Annotated in this window: 19 protein-coding genes; 11 read left to right on the top strand and 8 right to left on the bottom strand. The window is 43.1% G+C overall.

Features of this window, described 5'->3' with window-relative positions:
- Window positions 1-178: 178 nt before the first annotated feature.
- The gene (gene tsf / locus GVO62_RS08310) at window positions 179-1,051 is read right to left on the bottom strand and encodes a translation elongation factor Ts (protein WP_105932281.1); all 873 of its coding nucleotides are present in this window, start codon (window positions 1,049-1,051) and stop codon (window positions 179-181) included.
- A gap of 121 nt (window positions 1,052-1,172) precedes the next feature.
- Complete coding sequence (gene rpsB, locus GVO62_RS08305; RefSeq protein WP_105932282.1) at window positions 1,173-1,904, bottom strand: 30S ribosomal protein S2; 732 nt, start codon at window positions 1,902-1,904, stop codon at window positions 1,173-1,175.
- Between the two features lie 411 nt (window positions 1,905-2,315).
- On the opposite strand from rpsB, the gene map reads away from it, so the two are divergent.
- The 3 genes from map to dapD all read left to right on the top strand — a co-directional run bounded on the left by map (window position 2,316) and on the right by dapD (window position 6,840).
- Window positions 2,316-3,110 (top strand): type I methionyl aminopeptidase, encoded by a 795-nt coding sequence (map, locus tag GVO62_RS08300; RefSeq protein WP_105932353.1) that lies wholly within the window; start codon window positions 2,316-2,318, stop codon window positions 3,108-3,110.
- A gap of 257 nt (window positions 3,111-3,367) precedes the next feature.
- Window positions 3,368-6,019, top strand: a complete 2,652-nt coding sequence (gene glnD, locus GVO62_RS08295; RefSeq protein WP_159118551.1) for a [protein-PII] uridylyltransferase — start codon at window positions 3,368-3,370, stop codon at window positions 6,017-6,019.
- Window positions 6,016-6,840 (top strand): 2,3,4,5-tetrahydropyridine-2,6-dicarboxylate N-succinyltransferase, encoded by an 825-nt coding sequence (gene dapD / locus GVO62_RS08290; RefSeq protein WP_120960526.1) that lies wholly within the window; start codon window positions 6,016-6,018, stop codon window positions 6,838-6,840. Before glnD ends, dapD begins: the two co-directional genes overlap by 4 nt.
- A 131-nt stretch (window positions 6,841-6,971) precedes the next feature.
- Here the strand turns inward: dapD and GVO62_RS08285 are convergent, their stop codons facing one another.
- The 3 genes from GVO62_RS08285 to GVO62_RS08275 form a co-directional block, all read right to left on the bottom strand.
- Window positions 6,972-7,421 (bottom strand): flavodoxin domain-containing protein, encoded by a 450-nt coding sequence (locus GVO62_RS08285; RefSeq protein WP_159118550.1) that lies wholly within the window; start codon window positions 7,419-7,421, stop codon window positions 6,972-6,974.
- 66 nt (window positions 7,422-7,487) lie between these two features.
- Complete coding sequence (gene truC, locus GVO62_RS08280; protein WP_308469236.1) at window positions 7,488-8,261, bottom strand: tRNA pseudouridine(65) synthase TruC; 774 nt, start codon at window positions 8,259-8,261, stop codon at window positions 7,488-7,490.
- 50 nt (window positions 8,262-8,311) lie between these two features.
- On the bottom strand, window positions 8,312-8,656 hold the full coding sequence (locus tag GVO62_RS08275) for a YqcC family protein (protein WP_236547108.1): 345 nt from the start codon (window positions 8,654-8,656) through the stop codon (window positions 8,312-8,314).
- A 195-nt stretch (window positions 8,657-8,851) separates the two neighbouring features.
- Between GVO62_RS08275 and GVO62_RS08270 the strand changes: the two genes are divergently transcribed.
- Both GVO62_RS08270 and GVO62_RS08265 read left to right on the top strand, forming a co-directional pair.
- Complete coding sequence (locus GVO62_RS08270) at window positions 8,852-9,901, top strand: DUF3549 family protein (RefSeq protein WP_159118549.1); 1,050 nt, start codon at window positions 8,852-8,854, stop codon at window positions 9,899-9,901.
- Window positions 9,902-10,204 (top strand): DUF3301 domain-containing protein, encoded by a 303-nt coding sequence (locus tag GVO62_RS08265; RefSeq protein ID WP_159118548.1) that lies wholly within the window; start codon window positions 9,902-9,904, stop codon window positions 10,202-10,204.
- Between the two features lie 948 nt (window positions 10,205-11,152).
- Here the strand turns inward: GVO62_RS08265 and GVO62_RS08260 are convergent.
- Together GVO62_RS08260 and GVO62_RS08255 are read right to left on the bottom strand one after the other, a co-directional pair.
- On the bottom strand, window positions 11,153-11,800 hold the full coding sequence (locus tag GVO62_RS08260; RefSeq protein WP_159118547.1) for a GNAT family N-acetyltransferase: 648 nt from the start codon (window positions 11,798-11,800) through the stop codon (window positions 11,153-11,155).
- Between the two features lie 198 nt (window positions 11,801-11,998).
- Window positions 11,999-12,364: a DUF3192 domain-containing protein gene (locus GVO62_RS08255; protein ID WP_105932290.1), complete on the bottom strand. Its 366-nt coding sequence runs from the start codon at window positions 12,362-12,364 to the stop codon at window positions 11,999-12,001.
- A 428-nt stretch (window positions 12,365-12,792) separates the two neighbouring features.
- Between GVO62_RS08255 and GVO62_RS08250 the strand changes: the two genes are divergently transcribed.
- Window positions 12,793-13,002, top strand: coding sequence for a hypothetical protein (locus tag GVO62_RS08250; RefSeq protein WP_373996012.1), 210 nt, complete (start codon window positions 12,793-12,795; stop codon window positions 13,000-13,002).
- A gap of 42 nt (window positions 13,003-13,044) precedes the next feature.
- Here the strand turns inward: GVO62_RS08250 and syd are convergent, their stop codons facing one another.
- Window positions 13,045-13,590 (bottom strand): SecY-interacting protein, encoded by a 546-nt coding sequence (syd, locus tag GVO62_RS08245; protein WP_159118545.1) that lies wholly within the window; start codon window positions 13,588-13,590, stop codon window positions 13,045-13,047.
- 143 nt (window positions 13,591-13,733) lie between these two features.
- Here syd and queF point away from each other — a divergent pair, with 143 nt between their 5' ends.
- The 5 genes from queF to GVO62_RS08220 all read left to right on the top strand — a co-directional run bounded on the left by queF (window position 13,734) and on the right by GVO62_RS08220 (window position 19,822).
- On the top strand, window positions 13,734-14,594 hold the full coding sequence (queF, locus tag GVO62_RS08240; RefSeq protein WP_159118544.1) for an NADPH-dependent 7-cyano-7-deazaguanine reductase QueF: 861 nt from the start codon (window positions 13,734-13,736) through the stop codon (window positions 14,592-14,594).
- A gap of 73 nt (window positions 14,595-14,667) precedes the next feature.
- Complete coding sequence (locus tag GVO62_RS08235) at window positions 14,668-16,224, top strand: GGDEF domain-containing protein (RefSeq protein ID WP_159118543.1); 1,557 nt, start codon at window positions 14,668-14,670, stop codon at window positions 16,222-16,224.
- A gap of 11 nt (window positions 16,225-16,235) precedes the next feature.
- Window positions 16,236-17,600, top strand: coding sequence for a nucleotide 5'-monophosphate nucleosidase PpnN (gene ppnN / locus GVO62_RS08230; protein WP_159118542.1), 1,365 nt, complete (start codon window positions 16,236-16,238; stop codon window positions 17,598-17,600).
- A 225-nt stretch (window positions 17,601-17,825) separates the two neighbouring features.
- On the top strand, window positions 17,826-18,200 hold the full coding sequence (locus GVO62_RS08225; protein ID WP_012517477.1) for a DUF3192 domain-containing protein: 375 nt from the start codon (window positions 17,826-17,828) through the stop codon (window positions 18,198-18,200).
- Window positions 18,201-18,211: 11 nt separating this feature from the next.
- A complete protein-coding gene (locus GVO62_RS08220; RefSeq protein ID WP_159118541.1) occupies window positions 18,212-19,822 on the top strand; it encodes a histidine kinase in 1,611 nt (536 codons plus the stop codon).
- Window positions 19,823-19,873: the final 51 nt, after the last annotated feature.

Genomic DNA, 19,873 nt, shown 5'->3' with positions numbered 1-19,873 from the left:
AAAAAAACATAGGACAAATCGCTTTCGTTCTTTAGGCAGGCGCGCACTTGTCTCGCCTAGCTTCACACTTACGCATTGCAATGGCAAGACGAAAGACGTTCAGCTATAAAAAAGCACCTCCTAGGAGGTGCTTTGTAGTTTATCTAACTATTGCGTAATGCAAAAGATAAACACTGAATTATTTCTTAGCAGCGGCCATTTGAGCGGCTACTTCAGCAGCGAAGTCTTCAGTCTTCTTCTCGATACCTTCACCAACTTCGAAACGTACGAAGTTGATTACGTCTGCGCTGTTGTTCTTAAGAAGCTCAGCTACAGAGATTGAAGGATCTTTAACGAAAGGCTGACCAGTCAAGCTCACTTCGCCAGTGAACTTCTTCATGCGGCCTGCAACCATTTTCTCTGCGATATCAGCTGGCTTACCAGACTGGATAGCGATTTCGATTTGGATTTCTTTCTCTTTCTCAACAACTTCTGCTGGAACGTTTTCAGGCTTAACGAACTGCGGGCTTGCAGCTGCAACGTGCATTGCAACGTCTTTCGCTAGCTCTTCGTCGCCGCCAGTAAGGATAGAGATAACACCAATACGGCCGCCGTGTACGTATGCACCAAGCGTATCGCCTTCAACGTTAATTACGCGACGAGGAGAGATGTTTTCGCCAATTTTAGCAACAAGTGCATCTCGAACTTCACTTACTTTAGAACCGTTAAGGTCTGCGTCGTTAAGTGCGTCGATATCGTTGATGTTGTTCGCTGCTGCTACTTCTAGAAGCTCATTACCGAACTTAAGGAAACCTTCGTCACGTGCTACGAAGTCAGTTTCACAGTTAAGTTCAAGCATGGTCGCACGACCACCTTCAACTTTAGTAAGGATAACACCTTCAGCTGCGATACGACCTGCTTTTTTAGCCGCTTTCGCTTGACCTGATTTACGCATATTTTCAATGGCTAACTCAATGTCACCATCGGTTTCAACCAGGGCTTTTTTACAATCCAGCATACCTGCGCCAGTACGTTCGCGCAGTTCTTTAACTAGTGCTGCAGTCACTGCCATTTTTCAATTCCTCAGCATTAAATATAAATTCGTTAGGTAAAAGGGGCGATACCGCCCCTCTCAATACGTTTCGTATTGTAGTCCTGTCATATTATCAAGATATGACAGTCAGCAATCAGAATTACTCTGCCGCTTCTACGAAGTCGTCTTGCTCAGCTTGTACTTCAAGGTTGCTTTCGCGACCTGAGTTAATAGCGTTTGCAGCAGCATCCAAGTAAAGTTGGATAGCGCGGATAGCATCGTCGTTACCAGGGATGATGTAATCAACACCGTCTGGGTTAGAGTTTGTATCAACAACACCAACAACAGGAATACCAAGGTTACGCGCTTCTGTTACAGCAATGTGCTCGTGATCTGCGTCGATAACAAAGATTGCGTCTGGAAGACCGCCCATGTCTTTGATACCGCCAAGGCTGTTTTCAAGCTTGTCCATTTCGCGCTGAAGCATAAGTGCTTCTTTCTTAGTTAGCTTCTCAAACGTACCGTCTTGGCTTTGCTGCTCAAGCTCTTTAAGACGTTTGATTGACTGACGTACTGTTTTCCAGTTAGTCAGCATACCACCTAACCAACGCTTGTTTACGTAGTACTGGTCGCACTTAAGCGCAGCATCTTTAACCGCTTCACCAGCTGCACGCTTGGTACCAACGAAAAGGATTTTACCTTTCTTAGACGCAACACCTGAAAGGTAGTTAAGTGCGTTGTTGAAAAGTGGAACCGTTTTTTCAAGGTTGATGATATGAACTTTGTTACGAGCGCCGAAGATGAAAGGCTTCATCTTTGGGTTCCAGTAACGAGTTTGGTGACCGAAATGCACACCGGCTTTCAGCATGTCACGCATAGAAACATTAGCCATTTTATTTTCCTCTTGGGGTTAGGCCTCCATATACCCCTTGTATCGATTCAGACCAACCTAGATTGAACTGAACACCCCGATACGAAGTGTCGGTATATGTGTGTTTTAATAGAATAAATTTACCCTCTAAAACGGTGCTAAATGCGAGCAGCAAAATGAGCTTTCCGTCAGGGCGCGCGCTTTATATCACAATCTAACCCTAGCCTCAAGTTTTGAGGGTAAAAAGGCAAGGCCAAAATGGTGTAGCTTTATTAAAAGAAGCGCTATAGCGCACACTTTTACATTCGTCAGCGCTATACAAATAAAATCACTTAATTTCAGCATCTTACTAAGAATGACCTGTTTAGTGCTATAATGCGTAGAGAAATAAATTCTTCATCAACACTAGTTTCAAAAGATTTGAGAGGCGCTGTGACAGCTATTATCAAAACCCCAGAAGAAATCGAGAAAATGCGCGTTGCCGGTAAACTGGCTGCCGAGGTTCTCACAATGATAGGGCCTTATGTTAAGAAAGGCGTTACTACTGACGAGTTAAATACAATCTGCCACGATTACATCGTAAACGAGCAGAAGGCCGTGCCAGCACCACTAAATTATGGCCACCCGCCGTTTCCTAAGTCAATTTGCACATCAGTAAATCATTGCATCTGCCATGGAATACCTTCCGACAAAAAATTGAAAGACGGCGACATCATCAATATTGACGTAACTGTTATAAAAGATGGCTACCACGGCGATACATCAAAAATGTTCGTAGTTGGTAAACCCTCAATTCTTGCTGAGCGGCTTATTCGCGTAACTCAAGAATGCTTGTATAAAGCCATAGAACAAGTGAAGCCAGGCATGCGCCTCGGTGATATCGGTCACATCTGCCAAACTCATGCAGAAGCGCATAACTATTCAATTGTTCGAGAATATTGTGGTCACGGTATTGGCGCTAGCTTCCATGAAGAGCCACAGATTGTTCATTACGGCAAACCGGGCACAGGCGATGTATTAGAGCCAGGTATGTGCTTTACTATCGAACCTATGGTAAACGCGGGTAAACGCTATTCAAAAGTGCTGCCAGACCAGTGGACGGTGGTAACTAAAGACAGAAGTTTAAGTGCCCAATGGGAACATACATTGCTTGTAACAGAGACTGGTGTTGAGGTGCTAACACTTAGAGAAGAAGAAGCGTTGGAGCGGGTTATTTCTCATAACTAATAAAATGAACCATAGTCTCTGGTTTTTAATTTAAGCGGCATCGATTTATCGTTGCCGCTTTTTTCAAATAAATACGTGGAACAAATTACTTCAACACCCATCTAGCCTTCTTTATTGTCATGCTACACACCTATAACAAAAAACCATAAATATTCACAATTCAACCTAACTTATGCATTAATTTGCTACTGCGAAGTGCTACCAATTCATGCTATTGTTCGTAGCGTTTAAAAAGAAGTCTAATTCAAAGGTGCATTTTGACGCTGCAATCACTGATAAAGAATATCGACACCATAAACTCTGTGGATGAAATCCCCGCAATTAAGTCTTGCGTGGAGGCCAGTTATACATGGATAACCGAGTCCTTTGACGTAACGCCAGTTAATCAACTCGTTACTGGACGTGCGCAGTTTGTCGATGCGCTTCTTTGTCATCTTTGGCAACTTTACGGTCTCGACACCGTAGACGAACTGTCACTTTGCGCGGTAGGCGGATATGGTCGAGGTCACTTGCAGCCTCACTCAGATATTGACTTACTTATTGTCAGTAGAAAGAAGCTGAAGCCTGAAGTTCAAGAAAAGATTGGTCAATTTATTACCCTATTATGGGACATTAAACTTGATGTGGGCCAGTCCGTCCGGACCATTAAAGAAACCGTTAAGCTAGCAAAAGACGATATTACCATTGCGACCAATTTAGTTGAGAGCCGTTTGCTTTGCGGCAGTGAAACTACCTTTGATAAATTGTGGGATGAAGTTAATGGTAGAAACTCTTGGTCGAGTAAAGCGTTTTTCTCTGCTAAATATGATGAGCAGAAGCGACGTCATGCCAAATTCAACGGCACCGCCTACAACCTTGAGCCAAACATCAAAGAAAACCCCGGATGCTTGCGAGATATTCAGTCGATAGGCTGGGTAGCGAAAAAGCACTTTAAAGAGTATGACGGCTGGAATTTGGTGGGTCACGGGTACTTTACCGAACAAGAGCACAGTGAATTAATCGCTTGTCGTATGCATCTTTGGAAAATGCGTTGCGCACTTCATTTAATTGCTGGTAGAAGCGAAAACCGATTACTTTTTGACTATCAACCCGACGTTGCAAAGATGATGGGTTACGGTGAAGAAGGGAAATCGTCCGTTGAGAAAATGATGCGTGACTTTTTCCGTACGGTAGCGCGTGTATCAGAGTTAAATCAAATGCTGCTTCAACGCTTCAAATACGACATGCTTAATCAAAGCGTTCAAAAAAGCGTTGTAATTAATGAAGACTTTGAGCTTCTCGACAATATGATTTCGCCACGACACGAAACCGTATTTTCATCACCTGAAGCAATTTTAGATTTTTTGAATTTGGTGGCCAATCTACCTGACGTAAAAGGCCTGAGCACCATATGTATTCGTCAATTGCGTAATGCTCACCGCGCGTTTGAAGCTGAGTATTATGTAGAACGCCCGCTGTGCCGTGAAAAATTCATGCGCTTAATGAAACAGCCTGAGTTCTTCGATTTTGCTTGGGACATCATGCATCAGTACGGTATTTTGCAGGCGTATTTACCTGAATGGGATACGATTGTGGGCATGATGCAGTTTGACCTGTTCCACGCCTATACGGTAGATGAACATACCCATAGACTTGTTAAACATGTAAATTACTTTTTCTCGAGAGAGAACAAAGACTTTCCGCGCTGTGGCAGAATTTGCAGAAACCTAGATAAGCCAGAAGTTCTTTATATCGCAGCGATTTTCCACGACATTGCAAAAGGTAGAAATGGCGATCACTCAACGTTAGGCGCACAAGATGTGGCGAAGTTTTGTAAGCAGCACAATGTATCAAGTGACGACGCTGAAATGATCGCATGGTTAGTTGAAAATCATTTGCTTATGTCTGTAGTAGCCCAACGTCGTGACATCTATGACCCTGACGTAATAAGTGAGTTTGCAAGTGCAGTAAGAAGTCATAACCATCTAAACTTGCTTTACACACTTACGCTTGCTGATATCAGAGCAACTAACGACAATTTATGGAACGACTGGAAAGCCTCGCTACTTCGCGAACTTTATCTAATGACACAGAAGGCGTTGGACAATGGCCTGCAGTGTCAGGTAACGCTTAACGAACGCGTTGCCACCCATAAGCATCAAGCGAGACAGATTTTACAGGAACGAGCTATCGACCCTATTTCCATTGATGCATTATGGGCACGCCTTGATGACGACTATTTTGTTCGCTTTAAACCCACGCAAATTGCCTGGCACACCGATGAGATCATAAAGGCGCAGGATGATTGGCTTTCGCCAGAACACGATGGGCTTCTCGTTAAAGCAAACGATAACAGCGCCAAAGGTGGCACTGAGTTGTTTGTTTATGGCAAAGACAGAAAAGCCTTATTTGCTCAAGTCGCTTCTGTTCTTGATAGCCGCAATTGTTCAATTCATGATGCCCACGTAACAGTAACACGTGATGGCTATGTATTTGACAGTATGCTCATTCTTGAAAACGATGGTAGCCGGATAAGTTCCGAGTCTCGTATTTCGTCAATTGAAAATGCTATTTCTGCCCAATTAGAAAAACCGGGGCGCTCACACGAAAACAGGCGCAAATTACCACGACAAATGAAACAATTAGACGTTCCGACTAAGGTTCGTTTTTTCAGTATCAACGACGAAGCCACACTTATTGAGTTAGAAGCCCTAGACGCTCCAGGCATTTTAGCTAAAATTGGGCATGCATTCGTTGATACTAATATGACGCTAAAGCTTGCAAAAATTGCCACCATAGGTGAGCGAGCTGAAGATATTTTTATCGTCAGCAATGACGCTGGCAAAGCATTAACCCAAGAACAACAGGTAAACCTTAAAAAGCGGATCCTGTTTAAACTCGACCAACTTGAAGATATCACAATACCATGAATGAATTGAAAGCCATTATTGAAGACGCCTTCGAAAATCGCGACAACATTAGCCCTTCATCTGCACCTGATGAAGTAAGAGATGCAGTAGCACAAGCTATCGACCTTCTTAACAGCGGTAAAGGCCGTGTTGCGGAAAAGATTGCTGGCGAATGGGTGGTACATCAATGGCTTAAAAAAGCTGTTCTACTTTTCTTCCGCCTTCACAATAACGATGTAATTGAAGGTGCGGAAAGCAAGTTTTATGACAAGGTGCCGCTTAAATACACTAACTACACCGCAGAACAATTTGCAGCAGACGGTGCGCGCATTGTTCCACCTGCCGCTGTACGCACAGGTACGTTCGTAGGTAAAAATGCGGTAGTAATGCCTTCTTATGTTAATATTGGTGCATTCGTAGACGAAGGCACTATGGTAGATACATGGGCGACGGTTGGCTCATGTGCACAAATCGGCAAGAATGTTCACCTCTCCGGCGGTGTAGGTATCGGTGGTGTATTAGAGCCGCTCCAAGCAAACCCTACTATTATCGAAGATAACTGCTTTATCGGTGCACGCTCTGAGATTGTAGAAGGCGTAATTGTTGAAGAAGGCTCAGTAATTTCAATGGGTGTTTACATCGGCCAAAGTACGCGTATATATGACCGCGAAACCGGTGAAATTCATTATGGCCGTGTACCAGCAGGTTCAGTAGTAGTGGCGGGTAACCTGCCAAGCGCCGATGGTAAATACAGTCTTTACGCAGCTATCATCGTGAAGAAAGTAGACGCCAAAACCCGCGCGAAAGTAGGTATCAACGCGCTACTTCGCGGCGTAGAGTAAGTAGTATTCCTGGCTTATCGCTAACGGCTCGGATTAGTTTTAATTAGCCGAGCCACATGCTAATAGAGTCACAAACTAAAAGAGGCGCATAAGCGCCTCTTTCTATTCATAATCAAAAAGCGTCTACTGGTTTAGGCCAGCAATTTATCTTTAATAGCGTTAACCCACTCTACCACATCTTTTTCTGGCTCTAATGTTTCAATCGCGTCAACTTCCAACATATCTGCAACTGCGCTGCCTTGTAGTTCTGTAAGTAGCGCTTGGAATTGTTTACCTGCGCCACAGAAACTCTCTCCGTAGCTGCTGTCGCCTAATGCTGCTACCGCAAATGGCTTTCCGCTCAGCATTGGCGCTTCGTCTTTCAAATCCGAAAAAACGAACTCTAGGTTAGGTGGCACATCACCCTGACCGGTTGTAGACGTAATAATAAGGAGCGCATCTGCATCGGTGAAATCGGCAACCGAAGGGTCACTTTCTAGTGAGCAGTCAACCCCCTGTTCGGCTAAGCTTTCTTCTACCTGCTCGGCCACGTGTTGCGCATTCCCGTATACCGTACCCGCAATAATTTTCAATGTTGCCATTTTTACCTCTTAAACTAATATTCGTTGCCTATAGCGACAGGCTGGAATTCTGACTTCTTTATAGATTCAAACCCTAAACGGTTCCAATTGCGCTACTAATTGTTGCATTCCATGATTCATCTCGCCATTAATGGTTATCCACTTTCCAGTTAGCGGGTGGGAGAATCCCATATGGGTACAACTTAAGGCCAAATTGTTAAAATTAAAGTGCTGTTTAGCAAATTTGTTTTGTTTACCGTCTCCATGGGTCGTATCGCCAATGATCGGATGACGGAGGTGCACCATGTGCCTACGAAGCTGATGCTTTCTTCCTGTACTCGGGGAAAGCTTCACGAGAGAATAACGTGCGCTTTGATACTTACCAACAGGCTCTGGTACTTCGAAATGTGCCACCGACTGATACATTGTTGATGCGGGTTGTGGAGCTTGCTGGGGACGTTTGTGTTTATCAGCAATTTTATCGTAGCGATATTTTAGCGCGTAGTCGATAAACCCAGTGTAATGCACAAAACCGCGAACAATGGCGTGATATGCTTTTACTACTTGCTTATCCATCATTTGCTGACCAAGCTTTGCCGCGATTTCAGAGCTGAAACTAAACACCAACACGCCAGATGTAGGTCTATCGAGGCGATGAGCAGGAAACACGTGCCTTCCAATTTGATCTCTGAGTGTTTGAACCGCAAACACGGTTTCATGTCTGTCTATCGGACTTCTGTGTACAAGTAGACCCGGCGGCTTATTTATAGCGACGATATACTCATCTTGATACAGCACAGGTAGATGCAGAGCGCTAAAGTCGCCTTGTTGATCCTCTTTTTCTTCTGACGTTGTTTTCAAATGGCACCTTGCGTCACTGTCTATAGAATATTGGGGTTGGTTACGCCTATTCATCCAATGTCTCCATTGGCAATATCATCAATTTTTTGCAGTTGATAGAGCGTTCGTTGCTTTGCACTGGATAGATAAACTTCAGCGGCAGGCGCAATTTGCATTGGCGGTAGAGGAGATTCTAGCGACAGCAAAACACGCAATTTAGGAATAAAAATAAAGGCTAACCAACTTTCAAACGTTAAACAGTCTACAGAAAAAGGGACTGTACTCTCCATCGCTCTGTTGAGGTCTTGCTTACTCGGCGTTTTGCTCGGCCAAACCCCCTCTTCTTTCATGGTAGTCTCTAACTGTTCCAGCGCGCATTTAAATGCAATATAACGCATACCTTTTGACTGATTCACTATGTCCCCGCAAAACATGAACGCTTCAATTTTGAGGCGCGCAGTATAGCAGGGGCTTAAGGTGAACATAAGTCAGTGTGGCTTATCGTTGAAATTCTTATGCTGTGATACCATTACCAATGTTTCTTGGCGATATCTCATTGAAGAATGCTCGCCCTGAAACATTTTTATCAAAGCAGTTTTTTGGAACGAGTTATGAGCGCTAACAGTATTAATTCTATCAGTGAGTTTTTGTTACATGCAGGCACTGAATATCTAGTTTTTGATTTAGGTCGCCGCCTTGAACCTACAGATAGTCAAATTTTTCTAGAAATAGAAAACGGCAGCGCCTATGCGCCCTATCCTCGTCAGCAGCATGCTTGGTTTGGCATTGTATTTTGGAATAAAAATGCTTCAGCGCAACATTATATTTGGTTCGTTAAATTGCCGCTTGATGAACAAGGTTTGGTGGTTGCCGCTGCTAGAAATCACTTTCTAGAGATTATTGTTGATGCGCTAGGGCAATCTGTTGCTGAAGATACGGAAAACGCGCAGAAGCTGCCGGATAATCCATATTCCTTTGTTCCCAATCAATCGCAACTCGCTCAGTTCAACGCACTGGTCAAACATACCTTAGCGCAACCGTTAAGTGAAGAAGCACAGAAAGTTGAAGCCTATATTCAAGCTCCGCAACTTGTTGACTGGCAGCAAATCTCAATGCAGAGCGTCGCGGATTTTGCGTATCGCTTCAGTACACATCCCAAAAGAGATACTTTAGAAAATGCGATTAGAAACAACGTATCGCTTTATTCTAATGTATTTCTTGATACGCTAATGGAAATGAGTGAAAGCGTAGCGTTGTCTGAACATTTGTTAGCCATGTATTTAAACGAGATAGATAAGCGTTCCGATATTAATTTAGCAGCGCTAAGGGGCTCGTCAGAAGGGTCCTTTAACGCTCTAATAAATAATAAGCTTCTTGATTTATTAAAAGACGAAAAATCACAAAGACTGGATATTCTTAGCGTAATTGCTGCCCGTCACTTTGAACAAATGGAACCGTTGCTGCTGAGTGCCTTTCTTGAACAAACAGCCAAAGTTGATGAGAAAGAGGGGCATCAAGGTGCTTTATTTGCAGGTTTTTTCTCCGATTTAGTACAAATCCCGAAATTGCGCAGACAAGTGCTGACGCTCTTACATTCAAATGCAAACTCAAACGTTCTCTCAAACGCATTTCAACAACTGTTTGCACAAGCGAGAAAGTAGATGACGTTACTCGAATTAGTAGTGTGGCTGGTTATTGGATTTACAGGCTATCAGTTTTGGCGTATACGCGCTATTTCCGAACGAACAAACACTTATCTAAAACAATACTGCGATAAACACGGTTTGCAATTGTTGAGTGTGGCACGAGCAAGAACCCGATTCTCATTTAAATATGGTAAGCCAGACTGGCACAGCTTATTCAATTTTGAGTTTTCAAGTAATGGCGAGGACAGGTACACCGGCGAAGTTGAATTGATAGGTGTAAGAATTATGCGAACAGAGGTGCCACCACATAGAGTTTAAGCCTTTAAGTCGGAAAGCGGGCACGCTTCCTAATTCTCCAACGAGTTCTCAGGACGGGACATTTTTACAAAAAAAAGGGGAACCTGACGGCTCCCCTTTTTCCTGGAATTTTGAGTATCCTTCTCCGCGATCCTTTGCGACTAAAATCTTCCCGATTAAAATCCGTATACGCCCCTTTCCATCTACTCTCGCGCCTTCCTGTGCGAGCTACCCATCCATGCGTAGGTCCCTTCCCTTGCTCCTACATAACTGCACATCCGTTGTACAGTGTTCCTCATCCTGAGGCTGTCCTAGTCAGGCTCCGCTGACATTCCTTTCCTTTATCCATCATATACTGCACATCCTGCTACAGCTTTGCTAATCCTTCAGCATGTCCTTTATTCATCCTTGGTTTGCTCGTCCATGCAAACTCAGTATCCTTTAAAGACATTTCCTCGCCCTTGGCTCCATGCCGACTAGCTCCTTGCTAGCATTTGTCCCTATTCCTTTGCTACATCCTGTCGTGATGTCCTATCACACAAAACATCCTAAATCCTTACTATCCCTTCAATGTCCTTATCGCTGCAGTTTCCTAACTGCTTTCCTTTTCCCTTCTCTCACTATCCTATGAGAATCTTATCCTTAAGTTGTCCTATCGCTTTCCTTACTCAATCCGTGACTCGTCGTGTTTCCTTGTGACGTGTTTATAGTATTCCTTCTAAATATTACCGCCATGTTGAATTACAGCAATTTTAGAAAGTTTTTCTTACTACTTTGGACTAACTATAAGAAAATCCAATAAAATCAATAGCTTTATACTTTTGTCTAATTTTGTATTGATGAATTTAGGTAGGATCACGCACAGAGTTTGTAAGACATATCCTACAAACTCTGTCATAAATTTAACGTTACGAAGATTAAGATGGCCAGAGCGGTTCAAGAAACGAACAAAACGAGGTTGGAAAGGAATCAGGTGCGACGAAACATTACGTCGCCTTTAACATGAGAAAGGCTTAGCTGCCCGACTACCTGATAATTATCGTCGTTAAAAAAAGAACGGTGTTTATCAATGGTAACAAACACTGATACCCCTTCACTCTTTTCATCTTCCTCAACTACGCTATCAATAGCGCCAAGTAATATATGACCAAGACCATGATGTTGGTAATCTGGATGAACCGCAATAAAACTGAGCATGTGGAAGTTATCAGCAGGCACCAGTGACCTGACTTTTTCTTCTTTCTCCAGCATCTGTTTGGTACCAAATAGCCCCGCCGTAAGCAACATTCTTAGTCTCCAGTGCCAGTATCGACCAGAGCCGAATGCTGCGTCAGGCGCTGTTAAGCAAGCAACTGCAATCAGCCTTTCTTCATCAAAAAGCCCAATCATTGGTTGCTCTGCTACCCAAAATGCGTTTAATTCCTCACGAATCGCAGAGCGAAGACGGTTCTCATAACCTTCTTTCTCAGCTTGAAAAATATCTATAAACAAAGGGTCGTCGACATAAGCGTTATAAAGGATAGAGGCGGCGACTTTGAGATCGTCTACGGTTAGGTATATCGCTTTGACAATGTCTTGAAGAGGGGCTAACGCACCATCTATCGCTTCGTTACTCATAGGGGCTCCTCAAACGCAAAGTTTTGTTAGTGGCTTAACCATTACAGTGAAATGAGTTATTGCGATCTTTAAATTAAAAACCTCTATCGACCATTTCACCCGCTCAAACTTTACCCTACGCGAAAACCCCCAAGATGTTAACTTTTTATTAACAAAAAACACTTAACCCAGCACTTGACGCACTGGTTCTAAGAACAATTAGTGCATTAGACCGTAAGCACTATCACCCCATCCAACGAGGTTTCCATCTCTAAATACAAGAGGCGTGCATTCATCTTTCGTTGTAATACCGTCACCCATGGTTTTTTGCGTTCGGTAATAAAGTACACGGTAAGTGCCATCTTGCTTTTCAAACAGTTCATTGAAGTCTGCTACACCCATCTTTCTGAGCACGCTCTCATAGCTTGTCCCCTTCTCAAGATTTGCGATGTGCTTACGATTGTTAAACTCTCTATCTTCCCAATCAGCGCCATAATGACTATCTGAACCTCCGCCAACAGATACAACACATCCCGATAATAGAAGTGAAGAGGCTAAAGCAGCAGAAAGAAGCATAATTTTCATGTGAATTCCTTATTTTTATTTGTGCAGTAATTTACAATTTTGACGCGAGGTTTTGTAAGGTATTAAGTCTGCAACCTGACGCAACATTAAGTTCCAATCCGAAATACCTACAACGTTTCGACACTCGCTAAATGCGTATTAAGTAATTGAAAACAAAGTAAACAAGAATAGGACCAAGATTTTAAGTAATTAATATTTAAAGATTTTAATAAAAATCTATCGTTCCCCACCTTTTGCGGTTAGCGAAATCACTAATTTTTTGGTGAAATTAACCATCTTATCAAGCTAAACTAATCCGCATTCCAACCTACCATTCCTTCATAATGAATAATTCGAACTTACAACAACTTCACGCTCTTTGCCTCCAAATGCATAATGAAGGTAAAACACCCACAGTAGGAATTTTGCGAGCAAAGGCGCCGTATAAAGTGTCAGTAACCGAAGCGATTGAGGCCATTAAACGTTTTAACGCTAACAAACCAGCCGTTGATAGGAATGAAAGTGGTTCGTTACCCCCACAAGTCTCTGAATTACCTTCTAGTGCTATTCGACACCTTTACGAACAAATTGCAATGTTAGAAAAAGAAGTCACTGAGCTAAAGCAGATAGTACAGCAGCTCGTTAACGAAAAGAGATAACGACACGATGGGAGCCTTTATACCAGTCCGCATAGATAGGTATTACCTTGTAATAGGCGTAAGCTGCGCTAGAAACTCAGCTAATGATGGCGCAAGAATTTGTGTTGGCTCTTTACCTACTTGTTCTAGTGCAACTTCACCACTGTCATTTACGACAGTAAGAATAAAATCCTCTTCATCAGTAAGGCCAAAAAATAAGGTTGGAGCTTGCTTTAGCCGCTGCTTCATCAATAAGTGACCAATTAAGTTTTGCTGAAGCCGCTCAAAGTCTTCATGGTTAAATACCTGAAGCAGTTCGCAGTTACCTTGTGGGGCTTTCGCTTTTAAGTTATCGCTGTAATAGACAGTAAAATAACTACAATAATCCGGATGCAGCTTCAACGACATCGCTTCTTCCACATTATCGAAAGAAAGTTTAGGAGTTTGTAACGTTGGCTTCCATCTTACAAAGTCACCGTCTTCTGCCGCCTCTTGATAGCAGGGTGATGGCCAGTCGCTATCGAAAACTATTTTGAGCCCTTCGCTTTTCGCCTCTTCGACATAAGATGATACAAATTTAGTTAATTGTTCTGAAATTGTTAGAGCCATTGTGACGTTACCTGCGTATTTTTGGGGTACACTATACAACTAAACAGTTAAGTCAATATCAAGGCCACGGTACTCGCTATTCGAACTCACAGAGGTTCAGCGCAAATTTCCTTCGCCTTCTAGTAGATATATAAAAGGTTCTTATGTCGACTGACAACCCACCTAAAAAAATTATTATCTCTGCACCTGATAACCTTTCTTTGGGAAAACAGGTTGACTACGAGTTTGAATATAATCCAAGTCTATTGCAGGGAGTGCCGCGCAGCCTTAGCCGTGACACGCTCAATCTAAATGGTAACCAACTGCCTTTTACAGGTATAGATACATGGACGGGCTACGAACTTTCCTGGCTAAACCCGAAGGGAAAACCCTGTGTCGCTATTTTAGAATGCCGTGTTCCGATAACGTCAGAAAATCTCATTGAGTCAAAATCGTTCAAGTTATACTTAAACAGCTTTAACCAAAGTCAGTTTTCCTCTGACGATGAAGTAAAAAACGTATTACAAGCTGATCTATCTGCATGTGCCGGACAACCGGTGGACGTAAACTTAATCTTGCCCCAGCATTTTGCTGAACTGCAGTTTAAAGAGTTCGAAGGCGTTCTATTGGATGAGCTAGACATAACTGTCGATGAATATTCACCTAATACGCACTATCTAACTGTCGATGAAAGCCACGAAGAAGTGAAAGAGACACTCGTTTCCCACTTACTTAAATCTAATTGCTTAATAACAAGCCAACCAGATTGGGCTAGTATTCAAATAAGATATGAAGGAAAGGCGATAGCCCGCGAAGGGCTCTTACAATATTTAATTAGCTTTAGGCAGCATAATGAATTTCATGAGCAGTGTGTTGAACGCATTTACAGCGACATTATGCACAAGTGCAGCCCAGAAAAGTTAACTGTTTGTGCGAGATATACGCGAAGAGGAGGATTGGATATAAACCCCTTCCGCTCAAATTTCGAGACGCCCTATCCCAATCATCGCCAAGCCCGCCAATAAAAATAGCGGTGAGTTAAGTAAAGTGGGTTAGCTACAATTCTGCCTCGAAGCGAATTTAAATGAAGACGAGAATATGGAAGCAAAACAACTACAAACCCTAAAGCAAAATAATACGCTTCTTTGTCAATTTATCGTAAAGCTCTCCGCTTTTTATGAGGGCTTTTCCGATAAAATAGATGCCGAGCTCAAAATATTAAGAGGGCACCTTTCCGGCACCCCCAATTTTAGTCTGGCCGCAGTAAGCATAGAAAAATTAAACAACTCGCTGCAACACCAAGAAATAACGCTGAGAAAATACAGTGTTGATACCGTTTCTTCGTTAGAAGACGCAATGAAACAGCTGCAGAAAATTGTGTTTGAAGATAATGAACTCAAAAGCCTTACTACCCAAGAGCTCATAAAGCTAAACCAGCCTGTTACCGATATTTTCAGCATTTACAAGCTATATGCTAAAGCCATAGCATTGCACCGTATCGCGCTTAACAAAGAAATGGTTGGATTGTCGCCAGTCGCGGCGCCTGACAACGACGCAAAAACAAATGCTCGCGGGCAAGCCCGCTCTGTCAAAGACGACAACCCACACTACCGCTCTATTCTTGTTGAGCTAAACCACCTGATAACCTCTTATGCACAAAAGAAGCCTAACGACCAGCAGTTAAATGATATTAAGAAACGACTTGATGAAGGCATGGATGAAGGCCAGTTATTAAAAAGCTGCGTCGTTATTTTACGCATGATAGTACAAGACGCCATGTCAGAGGCTAGCTTGACAGGTAAGGTTATCCAAAGCCTTCATCGTTCACTTGGCGAAGTAAGTAACGATGTCAACAGCACCATAGAAAGCAGCCAATCACAGTTTGAACAAAGGCGCGCTGGCAACGAACAACTTATCCGCCACATTAGCCATATTGAAGAGGCGGTCTCTGAAAGCCAGTCTTTTGAACGGCTAAAAGAACAAACCCAAACCTGTGTAAAAGAGCTAGCGAATACCCTAAGCGAACAGCAAGATAATGATAAAGAAGGCCAAGAAAAGTTATTGGCCTTACTCTCCGCTATGCAATCCCGTATTGACACACTGCAGCAGCAAACCGTTATTTATAAAAAGAAAATCGCTGAACAAGCGATGCAGAGTCGAACGGATGCACTGACGCGCTTACCTAACAGACAAGCTTACAACGAGCGTCTAGAAACAGCATATAGCAATTATAAAGCAACCGGCGGTAGCTTAGCCGTGGCAGTTGTCGATATTGATTTTTTCAAATCTATAAATGACAGATTTGGTCATGCCGCGGGCGATAAAACCTTGCAAGTGGTTAGCAAGTTTCTAAAGCAAAACCTCTCAGACAATGAGTTTATTGCACGGTGGGGAGGTGAAGAGTTTGTGATGTTGCTGCCGGAAATACCGATGCAAGATATTGACAAAAAACTTAACGAAATCAGAACTAAACTCGCAGCCATGCCGTTTAAGTTTAAGCAGGAAAAAGTAAAAATCACCGCATCTTTCGGCGCAACCTGCTTCGGTGAAAAAGATACCACGGAATCTGTATTTGAACGGGCCGATGAATATCTTTATAAAGCAAAACGTGACGGCCGTAATCTTGTTGTGACTGACCTAAGCGCTGATTTATAGGAAGTAGATGTATGAAAAAGGTACAGCTTAATCCCGTTGGCTGGATGAGCCAACTCTCTCAGGTAGAGGTCGCTCGACTTCAAGATGCAGCGAATAGCGAACTTTTCGATATGTTCAGAAATTGTTGCCTAGCGGTCTTAAATAGTGGCGTTGACGAAGACAATTTCGAAGCCCTATTTGCACCTTTCGAAAGTTTTGAAATTAAACTAATACGTCGTGAACGAGGGGTGAAAATTGAGCTGATTAACCCCCCTGAAGTCGCCTTTGTCGATGGAAAATTAGTACGTGGTGTACATGAACACTTGTTCGCAGTGCTTCGCGATTTGCTTTATATGGGAAACAAGTACGCTTTTCTTCACCAAACAGCACCCGCCGAAGGTAATGAAATCACAGACATGGTGTTTGATATGCTACGCCATGCCAAGGCACTTGAAGGCAATGACGGTGTAAATACTATCGTCTGCTGGGGCGGCCACTCGATAAATCAAACAGAGTACAAATATACAAAAGAAGTCGGCTATCAGCTTGGTCTTCGCGATATGAATATTTGCACTGGATGTGGGCCAGGAGCTATGAAAGGTCCTATGAAGGGCGCAACAATAGGTCACGCTAAACAGCGACATAAAGCAGGACGCTACATCGGCATTTCCGAACCAAGCATCATCGCGGCTGAGCCACCTAATGCAATCGTAAATGAATTGATAATCATGCCTGACATCGAAAAGCGTTTGGAAGCATTCGTTCGGTTAGGACATGGCATCGTTGTTTTTCCAGGTGGGGTAGGCACTGCTGAAGAGTTACTTTATCTTCTTGGTATTCTTGTGAACGAACGCAATGCTCAACAACCTTTTCCGTTCATATTAACCGGCCCCGCGGGCAGTGAGGAATACTTTGAAGCTATTGATGAATTTGTTGGCGCTACCCTAGGCGCTGAAGCTCAATCAAAGTATCAAATCATCGTCAACGACCCCGAAGAAGTGGCCCGTACTCTATGTTCAGAACTTGAGAAAGTTAAAAAATTTAGAGGAGCAATGGGAGACGCCTTCAGTTTTAATTGGTCATTGAAAATTGAGCACGATTTCCAGCAACCCTTCATCCCAACCCATGAAAGTATGTCGGGCCTCAAACTTCACCTCGACCAGAACAAAAGCGAGCTTGCAGCAAACCTGCGCAAAGCATTTTCTGGGATTGTAGCCGGTAACGTGAAGGCTGAAGGCATTGCACAGATTAAAAAGCATGGTCCGTTTGAACTTACCGGTGATAGCGCGCTAATGAAAAAAGTGGATGTACTGTTAGAGTCCTTCGTAAAGCAACACAGAATGAAGTTACCAGGTAGTGCTTATGAGCCCTGTTATGTGGTGAAAGATACGAATTAAAGGCACGCTATTTAAGACGTATTTGCTTACGATTACCACTTATGTTTCCCGCGCGTTTTGCGGTACACTGTTTAAAAGAGTGCTGTAGATAATTGTATAACGCACATTGAGTGTCCTTATTGTGGGTTCAATGCGCTATGCAGTAAATAAAGAGTCGACAAAGTTCAATATGATATCCATGCCTCACGCATGTATTTAAGAACTCAGAATTGAGAAGTAACGGTCATGAACACCAAGGTTATTCGTCTAATTTTAGCTGGCGTCGCGCTTTACGCGGTGTTTGTTTTTATGGTTATCGCTTTCTACCCCGATAAACCAGAAAACATGGATTGGAAAGATCGTGAAGAATATAATCGAGTTCAAATCACCAAGTTGAAACTAGGAAGTACGCGAGAAGAAGTTCTCGCTCTCCTTGGGTCACCAGATATCACAGAGGCTAAGCGTCAAGGTTCTATGGCCATCCAAGTTATGTTTTTTCGCACCCAACATGTGCGCGCGGATGGCTTGACTACGCAAGACGAATGTACGCCATTGTTGTTCGAGAATGACAAGTTAATTGCTTGGGGCGAAGGAGCCTATTCCAGTTACCAAAAAAGTTAAAAGGATGGGGAGTGAGCGATATCATTTCCACGCTTAAGCGACTTGCAAAACAAGGCGATGCGTCGCTCAATGTTGAAGAGCGCATAAACCATTGGTTAAAAAGTGCTAAACGCATTCTTGCTTTGATAAATGGAAATCCGGCGATCCCAGCGTCTTTACTTCATCTTGACAATGAGCTCCCCAAGGGCACCCAACAACTCTTACTGTTAGCATTGTTTGGAAAACTTTGTCGTTTAAATGACCATTATTTGCAGCACATTATCGGGTCGTTGCTCGCGACGCATTGGTTCACTGATATCGAGAAAGATAAAAGCAAAATTGCTGACGTTGTTCGTTTTTTACGACAGCACAATCTGACAATTTGGTTAGATACGCTTCGCTTACAGAAAGCGTTCCAGTCTGAAAGACAAATGAAATACATCGCAGATAACAGGCTTAACATTGCCCAGCGCCTTTGTTTACTTGCCGGAGTATTTGCTTTTAAATCAGACAAAACAGAACATGCTTTGCTGTTCACGCTAATAGCATCTCGTATTCCTGTTCAGCACAGGCATTACATCGCCTCTTTGATGTTGTTATTTGAATATCCTTTGCCAGGCGCAAAAGTTTACGCAAACGGAATTCCTGGGGTGATTGTAGACAGACAACAGAGCCATGCCTTTGTGTTTGCCTTAAGTAACGAAGATGTAGATGGCAAATGGGTCCCGCTTTCATCTATCCATAGCCCTGTCAAATTGACGGTGCCATTCGAACATTTTGTCGCCCTTTACACTGACACCGCCAAGGCGAGGTTAAGCCACGGTGGTAGTTCGTTTGTGCCCTCCACCTACGCTATACAGCACCCCCCAAAAGCGTTACTGGGCATCATAGATTCGTTGCAAAAACCTGATGTAGATATTCCAACGCTCTGCGATAAGATTGAACAAGTGCCAACTTTCAATCAATTCCTGATACATACTGCGAGCCAAGATAATCGACTACAGCTTCCTGTAAAAAGTTTAAAGCAAGCGGTATTGACCTACGGTATTGAGCGTGTCGGTGATATGCTTATTCAGTTCGCCTTATTAGAAAGGTTGACGCAAAATCAATTCCCCCTGATGGCCATGTGCAAACAAGTCACCCTACTCGCTTGTTCATTTGCCAGCCACTTTGCTCAAGCGGCGAATACTAAATTTTCGCCTCAGTCAGCGGCATTGAGCATGACGTTTGTATGCTCTCCGCTTTTTACGTTACCTGGCTTCAAAGTGGCCCAGTCGCTTCCCGTAGATAAAACTAAAAATGTCACCGTTAACAGCGCATTCAAAGTAAAATCAGGCACCCCTTGGCTTGCAATAGCATCTGAACTTGCTGGGAGTTGGCATCAAAACTCGACGTGGCGCGCCGTTATTCATCAGTGCAACAAGCCAACTAGCGAAGTGCCTAAATCCTTACAAAAAGAACAAGCCATTATTCTGCTGGGGTTTTCATTGGCAAAATCATGCTTGCTCACGCACGACTTCTACGTTTTGCTAAAAAGTATCGAAGTAAAAACTATATTGCGTATTTTGAATTTAGAGGAAGACGAGGTACTTAAAACATTAGATGCCAACGCGCATTTACTCTACTGCCCTCTTTCCATTTAACTTTCAAGCCTTCCAACCTTCTGAGCGACCTCTCACTCTTGTAATACCAGT

It is taken from the genome of Alteromonas sp. KUL150, assembly GCF_009811475.1.
Classification (GTDB): domain Bacteria; phylum Pseudomonadota; class Gammaproteobacteria; order Enterobacterales; family Alteromonadaceae; genus Alteromonas; species Alteromonas gracilis.
Note: the sequence above shows the minus strand (reverse complement) of the source record. Positions and strands in the feature narration are given on the sequence as shown.